Origin of the sequence: Flavobacterium sp. NG2 (assembly GCF_034119845.1) — a bacterium.
GTDB lineage: Bacteria > Bacteroidota > Bacteroidia > Flavobacteriales > Flavobacteriaceae > Flavobacterium.
The window spans coordinates 1,782,848-1,801,377 of sequence record NZ_CP139420.1 but is presented as its reverse complement, the minus strand read 5'-3'; the positions used below and the strand labels follow the sequence as shown (position 1 = coordinate 1,801,377).

Genomic DNA, 18,530 nt, shown 5'->3' with positions numbered 1-18,530 from the left:
GGCATCCTTGTGGCGGCTGGCATTTATGCCGCCACAAGATAGAGCGAATAGCAGGAGCAATCTTTCCTGAAAAAGCCAAATGTTGTGCTCCAAAAAAAACAACTTAAACTTTACACACAGCTCTCTTTAACAGCATATACTCCCCATCTTTCTTAAAGTCTCGAATGGACTTTCCTGTATATTTCTTGAAGGTTTTGGATAGATGACTTACATCTGTAAAATCCAAATCATCTGCAATTTGAGTTAAGGTAAAATCCGAATTTAAAAGTCTGATTTCAACCAATTTGAGTTTAGCCTTGATGATGTATTCACGCAAAGGCATATTGATTTGTTTTCTAAAAAACTCACTCACATAAGTAGGCGACATAGCGAAAACACTGGCTAGATTTTCAATTTTTAACTGCTCCGATTTGTGGATATTATCGTTGATATAGGTCAGCATTTTAGTGATGCGTTCATCCGTATTGGTTGAAGAAACCTCATTGAAACTTCCTTTTTTTATATTTCGAATTAAGATTTCCAAAACGCTCATCATTAAACTAACTATCAAACTAATCGATTCGTCACCGTTGCGTGATTCTTGCAAAATTATAGCCACTAAACGTTCTAAATGCTGTCTGTCAAGATCGCTTTTGATGATATCACCAGGTAACTGATTGTAATTAGAAAGGATATAAGCTGATTCTTTAAACCATTCATTTCTATCAATTGCAAAACGATGGGAGTTCTTAAAAATAGCGTCCGTAAATTTTAAAAAAACAAATTTCGATGGCGATTGAATATCGAAAGAATGACACTTTAAAGGAGGCAACAAGAAGATACTTCCTTTACTATAAGGATAATGGTTGTAATTAATACATTGTGTTCCTTGTCCTTCATTGACTAATACCAACTCAAAGAAATTGTTTTTGACGGGACGTTGTTTCCATTCGGTTAATTCAATTTCTTGTATTTCAAAAGGTCTATAAACTTCTAATACTTGCATTTTTAGATTATTTAGATACAAAAATACACAAAAACCCATTATAGCTAAGAACACAAAGCCGAAAAACCTTTAAAAATACATTAATATACACTGTAAATACTTCAAATTACTCCTGTATCTTAACTATCTTTGTATTGTTTTAATAAACAAATCAAGAACATTCACTATTTAAGACCTAAAAATATGAGTAAACAATTGACTATCATTGCCAGAATTCTAGCCAAAGACGAAAAAAGAGATTTAGTCAAAGCCGAGCTACAAAAGCTTATCGAATCCACTAGAGCCGAAGAAGGCTGTATCAACTATGACCTTCACCAAGACAATGACAATAAAAATTTGTTTTTATTTCATGAAAATTGGGAAAGTCGTGAGTCATGGCAAAAACATATGAATAACCCAAAACTTGCCGAATACCTAAAAGCAACGGATGGTGCTGTCGAAGAATTTACAATAAACGAAATGACCCCTATTTCCTAAACGATAAAAAAAATTCTTTTTAAACTTAAAAAAATGAAAGCAAAATAAAAAAATAGAGCGGTAAAAATTTACCGCTCTATTTTTTTTACCTAAAACAGCTTTTTAAAGAAAGCCATTTTCTACATACAAAATCACTTAGGACACTCCTGGCAATAACTTCTGTATTTCCTGAAGCAAACCTTCTATTTTCTGAACAGAGTCAACATCTTTTTCAACAATCATTGTACTCTGCCTTTCTATTAATTCTACCTTAATTAGTTGTTTTGAAATTTGGTCATTATCATTACTCAACTGCCCCAATATGATTTGAACCGCTTGTTTACCAATTTCAAAAAAATCTTGACGAATAGTTGTCAAAGGCGGATTAAAATAAGCACTATTCAAGGTGTCATCAAAACCTGTTACTGCTATTTGTTGAGGTACATCTCTTTTTTGTTCTTGACAAGCACGCAAAGCTCCCAGCGCCATCTGGTCATTCGCCACTAACAAAGCATCAAATTTATGCGGTTGCAACAACAACTTTGTAGTTCCATAATAACCACTCTTAGCACTCCAATCTCCTTCTTCCTGATTTACAATTGTAGCATTAGCTTTCAATATCTCCTGTTCCCAAGCTAATGTTCTTTGTTTTGCCGCACAAGAATCGGATGGACCGTTTAATAATGCAAAACGATGACGTCCTTGCGATAACAACAAATTCACCACTTTCTTAGCGCCATCATAATGATCTGCTGACACTTGATTCACATTTGTATCCGTGGGAACATCAATAAACAAAAAAGGAATTTGCTTGTGCTTCTCCACAATCTTCTCTGCGAGCTCTTTAGTCACTGGACGGTTTATAATGATTGCCTGTACTTGTTGTGACTTCAATTCCCTAATCGCTTCTTCTATTTTTTCTTCTTCATGCTCAGATACCACAATCGAGATAGAATAACCTTCTTTTTTACTCTCCAACCTGATTCCTTCTACAATACTCGAAGCACCTTCCATGGAGATTTCAAGTGAAAGCACACCAAATATTTTTGTTTGTTTACGAACAAGTAATTGTGCTCCTTTATTAGGAACATAGCCTAATTTATCGATAGCATCCTGTACCCTTTTTAAGGTTTCAGGATCCACACGCTCACCACCATTGGTAACCCTAGAAACCGTTTGAGTCGAAACACCCGCTAATTCTGCTACTTCTTTAAAAGTTACTTTTTTACCCATATTCGTATTCTTTATTTCACAAATATACACGCATTACTTATTATTTCACCCTCTCAATCTTCATTTAACAGCGTTTTACAAGCGACAACCATCATATGTTCTAACAAAAAATCTACTCTCGAAAACTAATTGCAGCTTCCGAAAGTAGATTGAATGCTTATTCCAACAAATCTGAATTTACAACTTTACCACAAAACCACCTCCTGGTGCCATGCGTATCGTCAATTCACCATTAACTTCTTCTGTTTTTTTAGTAAAATCAACTCCATTCATATCCGAATTTAAACCATCTTTGAATATTGTTGCCGTACCCGTTTTTCCAGTTATTGCTTTTATGTCAATCGTAATTTCACGAGCGTCCCAATTGTTTAAACCTCCAATATACCAAGTATCTCCTTTTCTACGAGCTGTTACAATATACTCTCCCATTTTTCCATCAATTGTTTTGGATTCGTCCCAAGTAGTAGGAATCGAAGCGATAAACTCGGTACTCACAGGGTTCTTTTCATAGTTAGTAGGCGCATCACAAAGCATATTTAACGGAGACAAGAAAATCACATACTCCGCTAATTGATGACAACGTGTTCCTTGACTCATTGGTTTTGAGAAATTAGGATAATATTGTGTTTCCACCACATTGGTAATTGTATTCAATGCTTTTACAGCATTATTCATCGCACCTTGCGTATAATCCACAGGACCTGAAATCATACGGATATAAGGCAAGGTTACATCATAAGTTACTTGATCACAAGTTTGTGGCTGCCATTTCATTTGCTCTAATCCATGCACTCCTTCAAAATTCAAAATATTAGGATAGGTACGTTGCAAACCTGCCGGCTTATAAGTACCATGCAGATCTGTTAGCAATTTATATTTGGCACACATTTTAGCAGCACGCTCATTAAAATAAACCAATTCTTGATCATCTCCATTCATGAAGTCAACTTTGAATCCTTTCACTCCCATTTCGCTGTAATGCTTACACACTTTTTCCATGTCTTTATCAAAAGCATAATATCCAGCCCAAAGTATGATTCCTACATTGCGTTCTTTTGCATAAGCTATTAATTCCTCTAGGTCAATTTCAGGCACCACTTGCATTAAATCATACACTTTGTTTACAGACCAACCTTCATCTAGAATCACATATTCAATTCCGTTTTTAGAAGCAAAATCAATATAATATTTATAGGTTTGATTGTTGATTCCAGCTTTAAAATCAACACCATCAAGATTCCAGTTATTCCACCAATCCCAAGCTACTTTTCCTGGTTTAATCCAATCTGTATTTCCAATTTCATTTTCAGCAGCTAACTTGTAAGTCATTGTAGTATTAGCCAAATCCACGTCATTACGAGTAACAATTGCAGCTCGCCAAGGAAAACTACGCTCGTTTTCAACTGTAGCAATATAATCATGACGACTTTTTACAATTACCTGTAGGTTGTTGTACCCTGAATGCTCTTCAATATCATTACGCAATGGCGCAAAAAACGCAGTCATTGTATTTTTTACCTCATTCGTTTTAAAATACATACCAGGATAATTTCGCAAATCGCTTTCCGTAATCGTGATTCGTTTTCCTTTTGGAGCCTCAACACTCAAAGGCAAAAACATCAAGCGTTCTTTGTCTAATTCTGAAATTTTCAAACGTGTATAGGTATTTTCAAAAGATTGAGAAAGTTGGTGTTCCGTATCTCCCGCCGAATACACATAAGGAACCGTTGCATTGGCATCATTGGTAAACTTATACTCAGCTAATTCGCTCACTACATTGTATTTTCCTTTTTTAGTAGTAGTAAATCGATAGGCTACTCCATCATCATACACTCTAAATTCTAAACTCCAATTTCCTTTAAAAAGGATAGAAAGTTGATTGTAATGATCTTTTACTTTTTTTGTTTTATAAAAAGGAGCATCAATAATAGCGTTTACACTTTTAGTTGTACTTTTTAAAATTTCAGAGTCAAGTCCCCAAGTAATTCCATCAGATAAAGTCATTGCAAGTTGAGAAGGCGCCAAAACTTGTACACCATCTTGTGTAATAGTATAGGAAATATTCTTCCCAATAGAAACTTCTGTCTGTGTTTTCCCATCAGGGGATTTAACGGTTATTTTTTTTATTCCTCCTTGCATAGCTGTTGCATTTAAAATAATCATCCAAAAAAAGACGCTTAACGAAAATATATTTTTCATGATATAAAAATTTATGTGTTTAATAAAATTTTTTTAATTATAGTTAATTAGGTTGTTTAATAGTTTGCAGATTTACCACCAGATTTCAAATTGAAGTCCGTAAGTAAAACCAGAAGTTTTGTTTGCAAAAGGAGCACCAGTAGGAGTTGTTCCTATTTTCCCTTTTAAATCATTGCTCCAAAAAGCGTATGTAATCAAGGGACGCAAAACCGGACGTGAATAGAATCCTTTTTTTAATGAAATTTCAGGTGTAAAAGATATTTTATCTAAATTCCCACTCACTGCCAACTGTTCGTTTTTGATGTATTCATGAGTAAACTCTAGGCTTAGTTTGAAATTATCATTCAAATAATACATTCCTCTCGCTCCTGATGTTAACCAATATGTCATATTTCCTCGACCTGGAATATAATCTCTCTGACTTGGACTCATGGCATTATATACATATGGATCTGTACCATAATCACGGATGATAGCCATTAAGACTCCGTTAACAGCAAATCGATCAAGATCATCGTACAAAAAATTATTACTAATTTCCAATGTATAGGCTGTATTCAAATTATTTAAAACCGTAGCCGTATTATCGGGGTTTTCTCTTTCCGCTACTCCTGTCCAATGATTTTTAGAAATTGTAGCTCCTTGTCTAAAAAGAATAGCTGTGGTATTTGTAATGCTCTTTTTTTCATAATCCAACCATGCAAAAGCACCAAAACCTTGCTTTTCATCATAATCAAGAACATCGTTTTTGACACGGTACGAATAGTTTACTGCCAAATTTAAATTAGTCGTTGGTGTAATTGGTTTATTTACCCATCGGGCATCCAAAGTGTAATTATTTAACCGAGATATTTCTCCATTTTTAAAAGAAACTACATTTTTATCATCAAACGTCCACACTCCAATTTTCAGATCTTCGTTTGTATTTTTTTGAATCAATTTTTCTACTCCCATTCCCCAACCATTTTGAGCTGGATTAATCCATTGTTTGTCTAGCAAATGAATCGCTTTTCGGTCATAATACCTTTTACCCATCCATATAACTTCACCCTTGCCTAATAGATTTTTTCCACGAACATATAATTGTGCCGCTTTATCAAATTCCATTTGTTTTATACTTCCAAAGGCTTCATAAAAAGTAGACATCCACACCATATCAATAGTTTTGTCTTTTTCAGCATTCAAAAAATACATATAATCAAACTCTAATTCCCCGTAGGTATCGGCTTGATTCCCTAAGCTGTATTTATTTAATGCTCCTGGCATTTGAAAATGTGCTTGCGTTTCTCCACCTTCACTTTTCCCAATACCCGACCTGATATAACCAGAAGTACCAAAAGTACTTTTATCATCTTTAAATAAAACCTGAGCTTCTAGCTTACTCAAATTGGATACTACTAAAAATAGGAGCAACAAACATTTCAATTGCTTCCTTGATTTCTCAAGAGCTTTCTCTTTTTTTTCATTAGGAGAATTCCCTCTCTCCTGTTTTAATTTTTTGTAAATCATTTCAATAAATATGGTTTTTTGGTTACAAACATCGATTTAATGTTTACGCAAACATACTTAAATTTATTATAACTAAACAAAAAATATATAAATTTTAGCCGAATCATATGTTTTCGTAACCATACATTTACAAAAAAAATTGCAAAAACAACTTTTGCCTTTGCAATCACAATATTCTTACTCCTTTAAAATCAAGAAATTAGCTTTCAACCTTAATTTTTTTAAACAAAAAAAACTCCAACCTTAAATGAATAAAGTTGAAGCCTAATATGTATTTCTTAAAAAGTACTTTTAGAACACTGATTTCCGAATCAATCGCGCAAATAATCGGTAACCGAGTCGTTTTCGAATAATATTTAAAAAATTCGCATCAAAACCAATGGTATATCTTTTAAAATCCTGAGGTGGATTTTGAGCTATTTCAAACAGCTGCTCCACAATTGACTGCTTTAAATCGGTATTTTTCTTGGTTTTCTTAGCCAAAACAGCATCAATTTTCTCCATCAACTCATTGTAGGAGGAAATAGACGATTCTTCGGATTTGACTACATTTTTTTGAAAATTAGAAGGTGTATTCCCAAACTGTACCGTTGCCACACTGATATTAAAATCTCGTAACTCATACGCCATGCATTCTGAGAAACTCTCTACAGCATGTTTTGTAGAGTGATAAAAACTCCCCAAAGGCAAATTAACCAATCCAGCAATCGACGTAATATTGATAAACAGTCCTTTATTTTGTTTTCTAAAAACAGGTATAAAAGCACGACAAACCTTAACAACACCCAACCAGTTTACATCAACAATAGCATCAATTTGAGAATCTTCGGCTAACTCAACAAAACTTCTATAACCTACACCCGCATTATTAATCACCAAGTCGACTGTTTGATACTCGGTTAAAATTTGTTTTTTACAATTAACAACACTCTCTGTCGAAGTTACATCTAGCTCATAACACGCAATCCCTTTTATATTTGATAATTCTTTTCCACTTTCTAGACATAGCATAGTAGCAATCACATTCCAGCCATTTTTTGCAAAATACAAAGCTGTTGCCTTTCCTATTCCTCCACATGCTCCTGTTATCAGTACCGTTTTCAATTTATCCGATTTAATTTCATCACTCTTTTTAATAAAGAACGACCCCAAATGAGGTCGTTCTTTATTAATTTCTCTTTTTACAAAGATATTTATTTAATCTGTGTTTTCTGTGTATTTGTATGCATCAATTACTTTTTTAACTAATTTATGCCTAACAATATCCTTGTCATCAAGATAAATGATTCCAATACCTTCAATATCTTTCAAGACCAATAATGCTTCTTTGAGTCCAGAAATAGTTCTTCTTGGCAAATCGACTTGTCCCGGATCTCCAGTAATCATGAATTTAGCACTTTTACCCATACGTGTCAAAAACATTTTCATTTGAGAATGCGTTGTATTTTGAGCCTCATCCAAAATGACAAAAGCACTATCTAAGGTACGCCCCCGCATAAATGCCAATGGCGCAATTTGAATAATTCCTTTCGAAATATAATCTTCTAATTTTTCATTAGGAATCATATCTCTCAAAGCATCATAAAGCGGCTGCATATACGGATCAAGCTTCTCCTTCATATCGCCAGGCAAAAATCCTAGATTCTCTCCTGCTTCGACTGCTGGACGGGTTAAAATGATTCGTTTTACTTGCTTTTCTTTGAGTGCTTTTACTGCCATAGCCACACCAGTATAGGTTTTCCCTGTTCCCGCTGGACCTACCGCAAACACCATGTCATTTTTATTAATGGTATCAACTAATAGTTGCTGATTAGGAGTCATTGGTTTAATCATTTTCCCCCCTACTCCATGCACTAAAATTTTATCATTAATGGTTGTTTTTTTATCTTCCTCTCCATCTCCATTAATAACACGCTCAATTACATTGTCGTCAATATTGTTATACCTTGAAAAATGCAACATCAGGCGTTGAAATCGTTTTTCAAATTCATCTAAGATTTCTTTTTCTCCAAAGGCCTTCAACGTTGTGCCTCTCGCCACAATTTTTAGTTTCGGGTAGTACTTTTTAATAATTTCAAGATGAGTGTCTTGAGCGCCCCAAAACTCTTTTGGTGCGATGTCTATGAGCTCGATTATTCTTTCGTTCAAATTTGGCAGTTTTAAGTTAACATTGAGACAACTATATTTTTTTGATACTGTAAGGAAGTAAATCTTAATCTCTTTCCTAAATTAAGTGGAATTTGTTTTTTGTTTTTTGCTTTTTTGAGTTTACTATTATTAGCTTTGCGTTTCTCAAATTTAATAAAAATTAGTTTTAGAATCCAGTAATAGTTATAAACAAAATTATGTCAATAATTACCCTTACTACCGATTACGGCTTGAAAGATCACTTTGTAGGTGCATTGAAAGGGAAGATACTATCTGAATACCCTGAAGCCACTATTATTGACATCTCACACGACATCGACCCATTCAACACTGTAGAAGCCAGTTACGTAATCAACGCAGCTTATTCTAGTTTCCCAAAAGGAACAGTACACCTCATTGGCGTCGATTTAGAATTAAATAAAGAAAACCAACATATTGCCATGCAATGGAACGACCATTATTTCATAGCTGCAGACAATGGCATTTTAAGCATGCTTTCGCAAAAGATAGTTCCGCAAAAAATTGTCTCCATTAATGTTCACGATCGCTTTCCTAACGATGCTACCGACTTGGATGTTTTTGTTAAAGTAGCTTGTCATATTGCCAGAGGAGGATTACTCAATGTTATCGGAAAAGAAATCAACTCTATCAAAGAAGTTACAGAACTAAAAGCTACGGTTTCCGAAGACAACAACTCATTAAGAGGACATATAGTCTATATTGACCATTTTGGGAATGTTGTGAGTAATATTACGAAAAAACAATTCATCGAAGTCGCCAAAGGTCGTCCTTACGAGATTGTAATGAAAACCAAAAATATTAAAACCATTTTACCCCGCTATTCTTCGATTGCCATTTCTGAAAAATACCCAATCAAATATTACGAAGGGGAAAAATTAGCCATTTTTAACGAAGCTGGTTTTCTTGAAATTGCTATTTTCAGAAGCAACCCTTCCACTGTAGGCTCAGCCAATAGTTTGTTAGGGCTAAATTACCGAGATGCTGTTACCATTCAATTTAAAAATTAATATCAAAAAATTAAATGAAAGCCATATTATTACGAGAAATTAAATCCTTTTTTGGTTCACCCATAGGATATTTAGTGATAGCTCTTTTTTTACTTCTCAACGGATTATTTTTATGGGTATTTCAAGGAGAATACAACATCCTAAATACTGGTTTTGCTGATATGAGTCCGTTCTTCACTTTAGCACCTTGGATTTTAATTTTCTTAATCCCTGCCGTTACCATGCGTAGCTTTTCGGACGAAAAGAAACAAGGCACACTAGAATTGCTTCTAACCAAACCTCTGTCTATTTGGCAAATCGTAAATGGTAAATTTCTTGGTGCTTTTTTATTAATTGTAATAGCCATCATCCCAACATTCATCTATGTATATACGATTTCAAATTTAGGATCTCCCGAAGGCAATATTGATATGGGAAGTACCATTGGTTCCTACTTTGGACTATTGTTTTTAATTGCTGGCTATTCATCCATTGGAATTTTCACTTCAACATTATCTGAAAACCAAATTGTCGCTTTTATTATAGCCGTATTTCTATCCTTCTTTTTCTATTTCGGATTTGATGGACTAGCTACTTTAAGTCCTGTTTTTTCAAATTTTATTTCAGCTTTAGGCATGCAAGAACATTTTAAAAGTATGAGCCGTGGTGTTATTGATACTAGAGATGTTCTGTATTTTTCTAGCCTTACTATAGCCTTTCTTTCTTTTACCGTTTACAAACTTAAATCCGTTCAATTGTAATGGCAAATACTGAAAACAAAAATCTAAAACCGCTAGTATTTACACTCGCTTTATTATTGCTTTTAAATTTAGCTGGAAACTTCTTTTTCCACCGATTTGATTTAACCAAAGACAAGCGATACACTCTATCCGAAACCTCTTTAAACATCGTTAGTCAAGTAACCGAACCTTTGTATATCAAAATATACATGCAAGGAGATTTACCTGCAGAATTCAAACGACTACAGCAAGAAACCAGACAATTGCTAGAAGAATTTCAAGCCTATAATAAAAATATTAGTTTTGAATTCATCAATCCTTTAGAGAATGAAGACTCCAGCATAGACAACATCAAAAACCTCTATTCAAAAGGACTAACACCTGTAAACATCACTGTTGACGACAAAGGAAAACAATCTCAGGCTATGGTTTTTCCTTGGGCCATTGCCTTTTACAAAAACAAAGAAGTCAATATCCCGCTATTAAAAAACATCATGGGAGCTTCAACCACCGAAAAAGTAATTGGCTCCGTACAACATTTAGAATATTCCATTGCTGATGCCTTAAATAAAGCCTCCAACGAGAAACAAAAGAAAATTGCTGTCATCAAAGGAAATGGAGAACTAAAAGAAATTATGATGGCCAAATTTCTTTTGCAAATTAGAGAAAGCTACCACATAGGCCCTTTTACTTTAGATTCTGTTGCCAAAAGTCCAAATAACACACTAGAAGCCTTAAAAAAATACGACTTAGCCATTATCGCTAAACCTACCGAAACTTTCTCTGACGCTGAAAAACAAGTACTAGACCAGTTCATTACAAACGGTGGAAAAACCTTGTGGCTTATTGACCAAGTAACAGCCGAGATGGATAGCTTATACAATCCAGCTGGCGCAACACTTGCCTTCCCGAAAGATTTAGGATTGAACGATATGTTCTTTAAATATGGTTTTCGCATCAATCCAGATTTAGTAAAAGACGAATTAGGAAGCCCTATTAAACTAGCTACTGGTGAACAAGGTAGTGCGACACAATACCAAGACTTCAATTGGAAATTTGCTCCTCAGGTTTACCCTGAGAGCCAACATCCTATTGTGAAAAATTTAGGCGGAATCAAATTAGATTTTGCCAATTCCATAGACACATTAAAAAACGGCATCAAAAAAACGATACTCTTAGAATCCTCTAAATACTCTAAAAGAATAGGCACCCCAACCGAAATTAACTTGAATATCGTTGCCGAGGAGACCAGCCCCAACCATTATATCAACACAGGAAATATTCCGCTAGCAGTGCTATTGGAAGGCAATTTCAAATCGGTATTTCAAAATCGTGTGCTACCATTTACTCAAAATGATTTTATCAGCACTGGAAAACCTAGCAAAATGATCGTAATTTCAGATGGTGATATTATCAAAAATCAGTTGGACAAAAATTACGAGCCTGTAGAACTAGGCTTTGATCAACGTTCAGGAAATCTATATGACAACAAAGATTTGATGCTCAATTGCGTGAATTACTTACTCGACGACACAGGACTTATTAACATTCGCTCTAAGGATTTAGATTTACCTCTATTAGATAAAGAAAAAGTATATGAGAACTACACCCAGACTCAATTACTAACTATCGGGCTTCCCCTTGTAATTCTTGGCCTTTTTGGCTTTATTTTCACCTATATTAGAAAAAGGAAATACAGCAAATAGTGTTAATAAAAATTTTTCAATACTAATTTAGATTACGATATATTTGTAAAATGTATTCCTTTTACAAATAAAAATACAGAATACATACTTCAAAAAATAAAACATATCAGATGAAATTTATAGTATCGAGTTCGTACTTATTAAAACAATTACAAGTTTTAGGTAGTGTTATCAATAGTAGTAATACGTTACCTATTTTGGACAACTTCCTTTTTGAATTAGACAACAATGAATTGACTGTTTCTGCTTCAGATTTAGAAACAACCATGTCAGCCACTTTAGAAATAGATTCTACCAGTGTAGGAAGTGTTGCTGTCCCAGCTAAATTACTTTTGGAAATCCTTAAAACATTCCCAGAACAACCTTTAACTTTTACAGTAGAAGAAAACAGCACTATAGAGATTAGCTCTAATTCTGGAAAATACGCATTGGCTTATGCTCCAGGAGAAGAATTCCCTAAATCAGTAAACTTAGACGAACCTTCAGTTACTTTAGTTCCTGCTGATGTTTTAGCGACTGCAATTAGCAAAACCATTTTTGCTGCTGGAAATGATGATTTACGTCCAGTTATGTCTGGAGTCTTTTTCCAATTTTCTCCAGAAGGATTAATTTTTGTTGCTACCGATGCTCATAAATTAGTAAAATACGCACGTACAGATGTAAAAGCATCTGAAGTAGCTGATTTTATTATGCCAAAGAAACCTTTGACTATCTTAAAGAACATTCTTTCAGCTTCTGATTCTGAAGTAAAAATCGAATACAACGACTCAAATGCAACCTTCTCTTTTGACAACTACATCTTAATGTGTCGTTTGATTGATGGAAAATATCCAAATTACGAAGCCGTTATTCCAAAAGAAAATCCAAATAAATTAATGATTGACCGTTCTCAATTTTTGAGTTCTGTACGTCGTGTTGCGATTTTCTCTAACAAAACAACACACCAAATTCGCTTAAAAATCGCAGGTGCCGAATTAAATGTTTCTGCTGAAGATATTGACTACTCAAACAAAGCAGAAGAAAGATTGACTTGTGATTACCAAGGTGACGATATGCAAATAGGATACAACTCTCGTTTCCTTACCGAAATGTTGACCAACCTACAATCAGACATGATTATGCTTGAAATGTCATTACCTAACAGAGCAGGTATTTTAACCCCAATTGACGGTTTAGAAGAAGGAGAAACAGTTACCATGCTTGTTATGCCTGTAATGCTAAATAGTTAATTTAACCTATATTTAATATTAAATTAATATTTTATTGTGTTTTATTTTGCAAACCCAATATTAATACATATCATTGTAGAACAAATGCGCTATTAACCAACCATTTTTTTATATTTAAAAAAACCGCTATTTCCAATAGGATATGCGGTTTTTTTTTTCTTTAAAATCACCCTAACCAATCACAATTATTTAAACCCAAAACACAGATGAAACAGATTTTTACAGATTTTTTGGTTATTTTACAACACAAAATCTGCGGAAATCTGCGTAAAAAATTAATAAAATCCTAATGCGGATTTTGGGTTAAAAACGACCTAATACCAAAAAAATCAGGCTATTCTAGAAAACTAATAATTCTCGAATAACCTGATTTTTATTTTAAGACTGATGATTACTTTCTCTTCTCCATCATTTCTTTATACTCCAATGGCCCCATTCTTAATTTATCTACTTCAAAAGTATCATCATAACCAGGTAACCTTCCCGATTCCCAGTACTCAGCATCTTTTTGCGAATACACCCACAAAGGTGCGATGTGAGTTTTAGTCCATTCTTTTGTCTCAGCAACCATTTCCTTTAGTCTATCAGGAAATTGACCAGACAAATCCTTATGCTCCCCTAAATCTTTTGTAATATTGAATAACTGCCATGGCTCATTCCCCATTCGAACAATCTTCCAATCTTCTTTTCTAGCAGCCACATCACAATACCCCTCACGGTAACGTAATGAATAAATCATTTCGTCTTTATGCGGACTTGTATTTGATGCTAAATCGTTCCAAATATTTTTCCCATTCAATACTTTCCCTTTTGGCGGATTTGTATTTGCTAGGTGAGCGAAAGTAGGATATAAATCTAAAGCCGAAACGGGATGATCAAAGTGTACTCCTGCAGCAATTTTATTAGGCCAATGAAAGAACATTGGAACACGGAAACCACCTTCAAATGTATCCCCTTTAGTTCCTTTCAATGGAAAATTATTAGCTCCATGATCAAAATTACCTCCATTATCGCTAAAAAACACAATTAAGGTATTTTCATACTGACCATTTTCTTTTAATCTTTTTACAATCTCCCCTACTCCTCTATCAACAGCATAGACCATAGCCGCATACGTACGTCTGTCTTTGTCTTTTATATTTGCAAAAACCTTAAGATCTTCTTCTTTTGCTTCCAAAGGTACATGGGGTGCATTATAAGATAAATACATAAAGAAAGGCTTATTTTTCTTTTTTGATTCTGTTACAATACGCACAGCTTCTCTAGACAAAGCATCCGTTACATATTCAGTCTCACTTACTTCCTCATTGTTATGCATCAAAGGTTTCAAATAATCATTAATAGGATACATTCCAGCACTTTTTTGCTTTTCATATATGGGCTGATACTGATTCGGAAAATAGCGATGACCACCACCTAAGAAACCAAAAAACTCATCAAAGCCTCTTTTATTCGGTCTAAATTGTGGATTATCACCCAAATGCCATTTTCCAACAATAGAAGTATAATAGCCTGCACCTTGCAACATATTACTCATATATATCTCATTCACTGGAACTCCTAAATCTGTTACTCTTCCGTTATCACTTAAATTATAAGGAGCTCCTATTTGGTGTGGATAACGCCCTGTCATTAAAGCGGCTCTACTAGGCCCACAGAAAGGATGTGCTACATAAGCAGAAGTCATAATCGTACCCGCTTTGGCTAATTTATCTAATTCAGGCGTAATAATATCTGGTGAGTTATTAAAACCAACATCAGCATACCCTAAATCATCACATAAGATTACAAGAATATTAGGTTTTGGAGTCTTTTTAACTTGGGCAGAACATCCAAATGCCGACAAAATCATTGTCAACCCACATAAAGCTGATTTCATTTTCATTATCATAGTTTTTAGTATTAAACGAATAGTAAGAGAAGAGAAACTCTTCCTGACTAACAAAATAACAACTAAAAAAAGTCTTTTGTTATCTGTATTTTACCAATAACTGACCGAATTTTAACCCATGTCTACCAATTTGACAGAAAACTAGAAGTAGGTCTTAAATAACTCCCATTTTTTTCATCAAAAAAGAAGCACTTTTATTTTGGCAAACGCCAGCTCTTAATTTATAATCAAAATGCAAATCATCATTTACAATTTCGACTTCAAAGCATTTATTAGTCAAAACCGTTGGAAAGTCATTGGTCGTTAGACAAACTTCAATATCATGAGTAGCAATAGCTCCAATGGCTTTTTTAGCAACCATTTTCTTCACTACCTCTATCGTTCCATTGCGTTTATCATCAGAGTTAGTTCCTCTTAAAATTTCATCTAGCAAAACAAATGCAGCTTGGTTTTCAAGTGCATTCATAATTTGCTTTAATCGCTTGATTTCAGCATAAAAATAGGATTCACTATCTGTTAATGAATCAGATAATCGCATCGACACCAATACTGGCAACGGATGTACATTAGCTTTAGTAGCACAAACCACAGCTCCCATTCCTGACAAAACCATATTAACCCCTAAACTTCTCAAAAACGTACTTTTACCAGACATATTTGAACCTGTCAAAATCATAAACGATTCTGGATGAAAGCAAACCGTATTTCCTACTCTAGTTTTTGAATTTAGCAAAGGATGACTCAGGTTTTCAAAATCAATTTTATAATCTGAATTTAAAACTGGATAGACAAATACTGGATTATTATAGGCAAAATTCGTCATGCTATTCAAGGATTCAAATTCGCCAATCACATCCAACCATTCTTCGAGAGCGTGAGCATGTTCATTTTTCCATGCAACCAAACTTTTCAAAACATGAAGATTAAATAAAAAAGTTCCATTGAATAAAACGGCTGTAATCAAATTCGCAATCGTATCATTTTTCGAAAACAAGTCTGACAATTGTTTTAAATGAACACTCGCATTATCGGTTTTGAATTGAAGCTTTTGCTGTAAAGCAATTAATTTTGGTGAATTAAATGATTCCGTTTCGATTTTCTCTAATAACACCCCATATTGACCAATGACTTTATCAATGTTATCAGAATTGGCAATTTCAAGTTTAATTCGTTTTAAAAACTTTCCTAAAACAATCAAATTTAACACAAACAAATAAGACAAACTACTTAAAAGTACCAGATTAGAAGTCGCAAAATACCCAATAATACCACCCACTAACAGCAACGGACTAGCATACGAAAAAATCACCGCCCATTTTGGTAACGACTCACTATTAAAAGTACTCCATTGCAATAAAGCTTTATAACTGGATTGCGTATCCTCAGTCACTTTGGCGAAAGCCGAAAACTCTTGACGCCAATCTATTTTATCTTTTAACTCTTGTGTTGCTGCCTGATTTTGCAAAATAACTTCAGGACTGGAAACTTTTACTAATTGCTGTGCCAAGGTTTTTTTACCAATAAAAGTCGCCGTTCTATTGAGGTTTTGAAACAAAGAATGTTCTCCAAAAATATCCAAATCATACGCATAAGGATGATTAAAATCATTAAATTCTATTCCGTTTTCGAAAGGGAGTTTGTTATTTTCGAGATAATCAATTTCATCGGCATTGATTTTCAACAATGCTTCTTTGATTCTTCTTTCGAAAGCCAACTTAGAATGCATACGCATCAAACCGATAAATCCAACGAAAAAGACAAATGCCAAACCCGCAAAAAGCAATTCACTGTTTTGAATATAATAGTAAAATGAAAAACCAAACAACAGAATAACCACCAAACGCAACAAACTTACCGAGTTGTATTTTTTATTTAATGCTTTTAATTCGTTGCTTAATGCTTCCTTTTTTGAATGATAGATTTTCATGAAATTTGATTTGACTACAAATAAACTAGGTATTTCTTTTTTAACCACAAATTACACAAATTAGCACTAATGATTGTGCTAAAATACAATTACACTAATTACAATAGCTTGACTTAAAAATTACTATTATTATAAAAAATAGTGTAATTATAAAGGCTAAACAATTTGTGATAATTTATGTAATTTATGGTTACCTTTTTTTAACAGTCTCAAATAATAATTGAATTTGAGGCATTACAAAAAGCAAATATAGCATTTAAGAAATCCCAATCGTATCGAAACCAAGCTTTAATATTGGAATTAAAATTTTCGACTTGTTTTTTGGTTTTTCAAATCCTATATTTGCTTTCGAATTCAAAATTCTATGGAACAATTTATAGTATCGGCGCGCAAATACCGTCCTCAAACATTCAAAGATGTTGTAGGACAAAAAGCCATTACCAATACTTTATTGAACGCTATAGATAACAACCACTTGGCTTCGGCTTTGTTGTTTACTGGCCCTAGAGGAGTTGGAAAAACAACTTGTGCGAGGATTTTAGCTCGAAAAATCAACCAACCTGGTTATGATGATTTGAATGAGGATTTCTCATTTAATGTATTCGAACTCGATGCGGCTTCAAACAACTCGGTTGATGACATTCGAAACCTGATTGACCAAGTGCGCATCCCACCACAAACTGGTAAATACAAGGTGTATATTATTGATGAGGTGCATATGCTATCCTCTGCTGCTTTTAATGCTTTCCTGAAAACATTAGAAGAACCGCCTAAACATGCCATTTTCATTTTGGCAACGACCGAAAAACACAAAATCATCCCAACGATATTATCTCGTTGTCAAATATTTGATTTCAAAAGAATCACCGTTAAAGACGCTAAAGAACATCTTGCTGAAGTTGCAACAAGCCAAGGAATAAGCTTTGAAGATGATGCTTTACACATTATTGCTCAAAAAGCTGATGGCGCGATGCGTGATGCTTTATCTATTTTTGACCGTGTGGTTTCCTACTGTGGAACCAACCTAACACGTCAAGCCGTAACGGAGAATTTGAATGTTTTAGATTACGAAACATACATCCAAATTACAGATTTATTACTTGATAATAAAATCCCTGAATTACTAATTGCTTTTAATGACATCTTAGCTAAAGGATTTGATGCACACCATTTTGTATCTGGATTAGCAAGTCATTTTAGAGACTTATTAGTTAGCAAAACACCTGCAACACTAACCTTATTAGAAGCTGGTGAACAGGCGCAAAAAATGTACGGAATTCAAGCACAAAAAGCCGACCAAGATTTTTTATTGAAAGGTATTGCTATTGCAAATGAATGTGATTTAAAATACAAATTGAGTCAAAACCAACGATTGTTAGTTGAACTTTGTTTGATGCAATTAGCCTCTATCACTTTTGATGGAGAAAAAAAAAAGTTGAGTCTTTCATAATTCCACCTACTTATTTTAGAAAAAAAGACTACTCTATAGCGGATCATTCA

General features: G+C 34.0%; 14 protein-coding genes. 6 read left to right on the top strand and 8 right to left on the bottom strand.

The features are described from left to right. Positions 1–103: 103 nt before the first annotated feature. On the bottom strand, positions 104–985 hold the full coding sequence (locus SLW70_RS07740) for an AraC family transcriptional regulator (RefSeq protein ID WP_320891528.1): 882 nt from the start codon (positions 983–985) through the stop codon (positions 104–106). 183 nt (positions 986–1,168) lie between these two features. Here SLW70_RS07740 and SLW70_RS07735 point away from each other — a divergent pair, with 183 nt between their 5' ends. After that, the gene (locus SLW70_RS07735) at positions 1,169–1,462 is read left to right on the top strand and encodes a putative quinol monooxygenase (RefSeq protein WP_320891527.1); all 294 of its coding nucleotides are present in this window, start codon (positions 1,169–1,171) and stop codon (positions 1,460–1,462) included. 135 nt (positions 1,463–1,597) lie between these two features. Here the strand turns inward: SLW70_RS07735 and SLW70_RS07730 are convergent, their stop codons facing one another. From SLW70_RS07730 to SLW70_RS07710, 5 genes are all read right to left on the bottom strand, one after another. Beyond that, complete coding sequence (locus SLW70_RS07730) at positions 1,598–2,674, bottom strand: LacI family DNA-binding transcriptional regulator (RefSeq protein ID WP_320891525.1); 1,077 nt, start codon at positions 2,672–2,674, stop codon at positions 1,598–1,600. Positions 2,675–2,851: 177 nt separating this feature from the next. Next, positions 2,852–4,873 (bottom strand): glycoside hydrolase family 97 protein, encoded by a 2,022-nt coding sequence (locus SLW70_RS07725; RefSeq protein ID WP_320891524.1) that lies wholly within the window; start codon positions 4,871–4,873, stop codon positions 2,852–2,854. Positions 4,874–4,945: 72 nt separating this feature from the next. Next, complete coding sequence (locus SLW70_RS07720; RefSeq protein ID WP_320891522.1) at positions 4,946–6,382, bottom strand: carbohydrate porin; 1,437 nt, start codon at positions 6,380–6,382, stop codon at positions 4,946–4,948. A gap of 291 nt (positions 6,383–6,673) precedes the next feature. Next, positions 6,674–7,486, bottom strand: a complete 813-nt coding sequence (locus tag SLW70_RS07715; RefSeq protein WP_320891521.1) for an SDR family NAD(P)-dependent oxidoreductase — start codon at positions 7,484–7,486, stop codon at positions 6,674–6,676. 93 nt (positions 7,487–7,579) lie between these two features. Then, on the bottom strand, positions 7,580–8,530 hold the full coding sequence (locus SLW70_RS07710; protein WP_320891520.1) for a PhoH family protein: 951 nt from the start codon (positions 8,528–8,530) through the stop codon (positions 7,580–7,582). Positions 8,531–8,727: 197 nt separating this feature from the next. Here SLW70_RS07710 and SLW70_RS07705 point away from each other — a divergent pair, with 197 nt between their 5' ends. The 4 genes from SLW70_RS07705 to dnaN all read left to right on the top strand — a co-directional run bounded on the left by SLW70_RS07705 (position 8,728) and on the right by dnaN (position 13,212). Beyond that, positions 8,728–9,558: an SAM-dependent chlorinase/fluorinase gene (locus SLW70_RS07705; RefSeq protein WP_320891519.1), complete on the top strand. Its 831-nt coding sequence runs from the start codon at positions 8,728–8,730 to the stop codon at positions 9,556–9,558. Between the two features lie 14 nt (positions 9,559–9,572). Continuing rightward, the gene (gldF, locus tag SLW70_RS07700) at positions 9,573–10,298 is read left to right on the top strand and encodes a gliding motility-associated ABC transporter permease subunit GldF (RefSeq protein ID WP_320891518.1); all 726 of its coding nucleotides are present in this window, start codon (positions 9,573–9,575) and stop codon (positions 10,296–10,298) included. Then, positions 10,298–11,983, top strand: coding sequence for a gliding motility-associated ABC transporter substrate-binding protein GldG (gene gldG, locus SLW70_RS07695; RefSeq protein ID WP_320891517.1), 1,686 nt, complete (start codon positions 10,298–10,300; stop codon positions 11,981–11,983). The genes gldF and gldG overlap by 1 nt, the downstream gene beginning before the upstream one ends. A 110-nt stretch (positions 11,984–12,093) precedes the next feature. Beyond that, complete coding sequence (gene dnaN, locus SLW70_RS07690; protein ID WP_320891516.1) at positions 12,094–13,212, top strand: DNA polymerase III subunit beta; 1,119 nt, start codon at positions 12,094–12,096, stop codon at positions 13,210–13,212. Positions 13,213–13,603: 391 nt separating this feature from the next. Here the strand turns inward: dnaN and SLW70_RS07685 are convergent, their stop codons facing one another. Together SLW70_RS07685 and SLW70_RS07680 are read right to left on the bottom strand one after the other, a co-directional pair. Next, positions 13,604–15,097, bottom strand: a complete 1,494-nt coding sequence (locus SLW70_RS07685; protein ID WP_320891515.1) for a sulfatase — start codon at positions 15,095–15,097, stop codon at positions 13,604–13,606. A 160-nt stretch (positions 15,098–15,257) separates the two neighbouring features. Further along, positions 15,258–17,030, bottom strand: coding sequence for a MutS-related protein (locus SLW70_RS07680; RefSeq protein ID WP_320891514.1), 1,773 nt, complete (start codon positions 17,028–17,030; stop codon positions 15,258–15,260). A gap of 364 nt (positions 17,031–17,394) precedes the next feature. Here SLW70_RS07680 and dnaX point away from each other — a divergent pair, with 364 nt between their 5' ends. Continuing rightward, a complete protein-coding gene (dnaX, locus tag SLW70_RS07675) occupies positions 17,395–18,480 on the top strand; it encodes a DNA polymerase III subunit gamma/tau (protein ID WP_320891513.1) in 1,086 nt (361 codons plus the stop codon). The last annotated feature ends 50 nt before the right edge of the window (positions 18,481–18,530 follow it).

Coding starts and splice junctions, on each gene's coding strand:
- dnaN (WP_320891516.1), top strand. CDS start 12,094: ATGAAATTTATAGTATCGAGTTCGTACTTATTAAAACAATTACAAGTT.
- SLW70_RS07730 (WP_320891525.1), bottom strand. CDS start 2,674: ATGGGTAAAAAAGTAACTTTTAAAGAAGTAGCAGAATTAGCGGGTGTT.
- SLW70_RS07705 (WP_320891519.1), top strand. CDS start 8,728: ATGTCAATAATTACCCTTACTACCGATTACGGCTTGAAAGATCACTTT.
- SLW70_RS07680 (WP_320891514.1), bottom strand. CDS start 17,030: ATGAAAATCTATCATTCAAAAAAGGAAGCATTAAGCAACGAATTAAAA.
- gldG (WP_320891517.1), top strand. CDS start 10,298: ATGGCAAATACTGAAAACAAAAATCTAAAACCGCTAGTATTTACACTC.
- SLW70_RS07725 (WP_320891524.1), bottom strand. CDS start 4,873: ATGAAAAATATATTTTCGTTAAGCGTCTTTTTTTGGATGATTATTTTA.
- SLW70_RS07740 (WP_320891528.1), bottom strand. CDS start 985: ATGCAAGTATTAGAAGTTTATAGACCTTTTGAAATACAAGAAATTGAA.
- SLW70_RS07685 (WP_320891515.1), bottom strand. CDS start 15,097: ATGAAAATGAAATCAGCTTTATGTGGGTTGACAATGATTTTGTCGGCA.
- SLW70_RS07720 (WP_320891522.1), bottom strand. CDS start 6,382: ATGATTTACAAAAAATTAAAACAGGAGAGAGGGAATTCTCCTAATGAA.
- SLW70_RS07735 (WP_320891527.1), top strand. CDS start 1,169: ATGAGTAAACAATTGACTATCATTGCCAGAATTCTAGCCAAAGACGAA.
- gldF (WP_320891518.1), top strand. CDS start 9,573: ATGAAAGCCATATTATTACGAGAAATTAAATCCTTTTTTGGTTCACCC.
- dnaX (WP_320891513.1), top strand. CDS start 17,395: ATGGAACAATTTATAGTATCGGCGCGCAAATACCGTCCTCAAACATTC.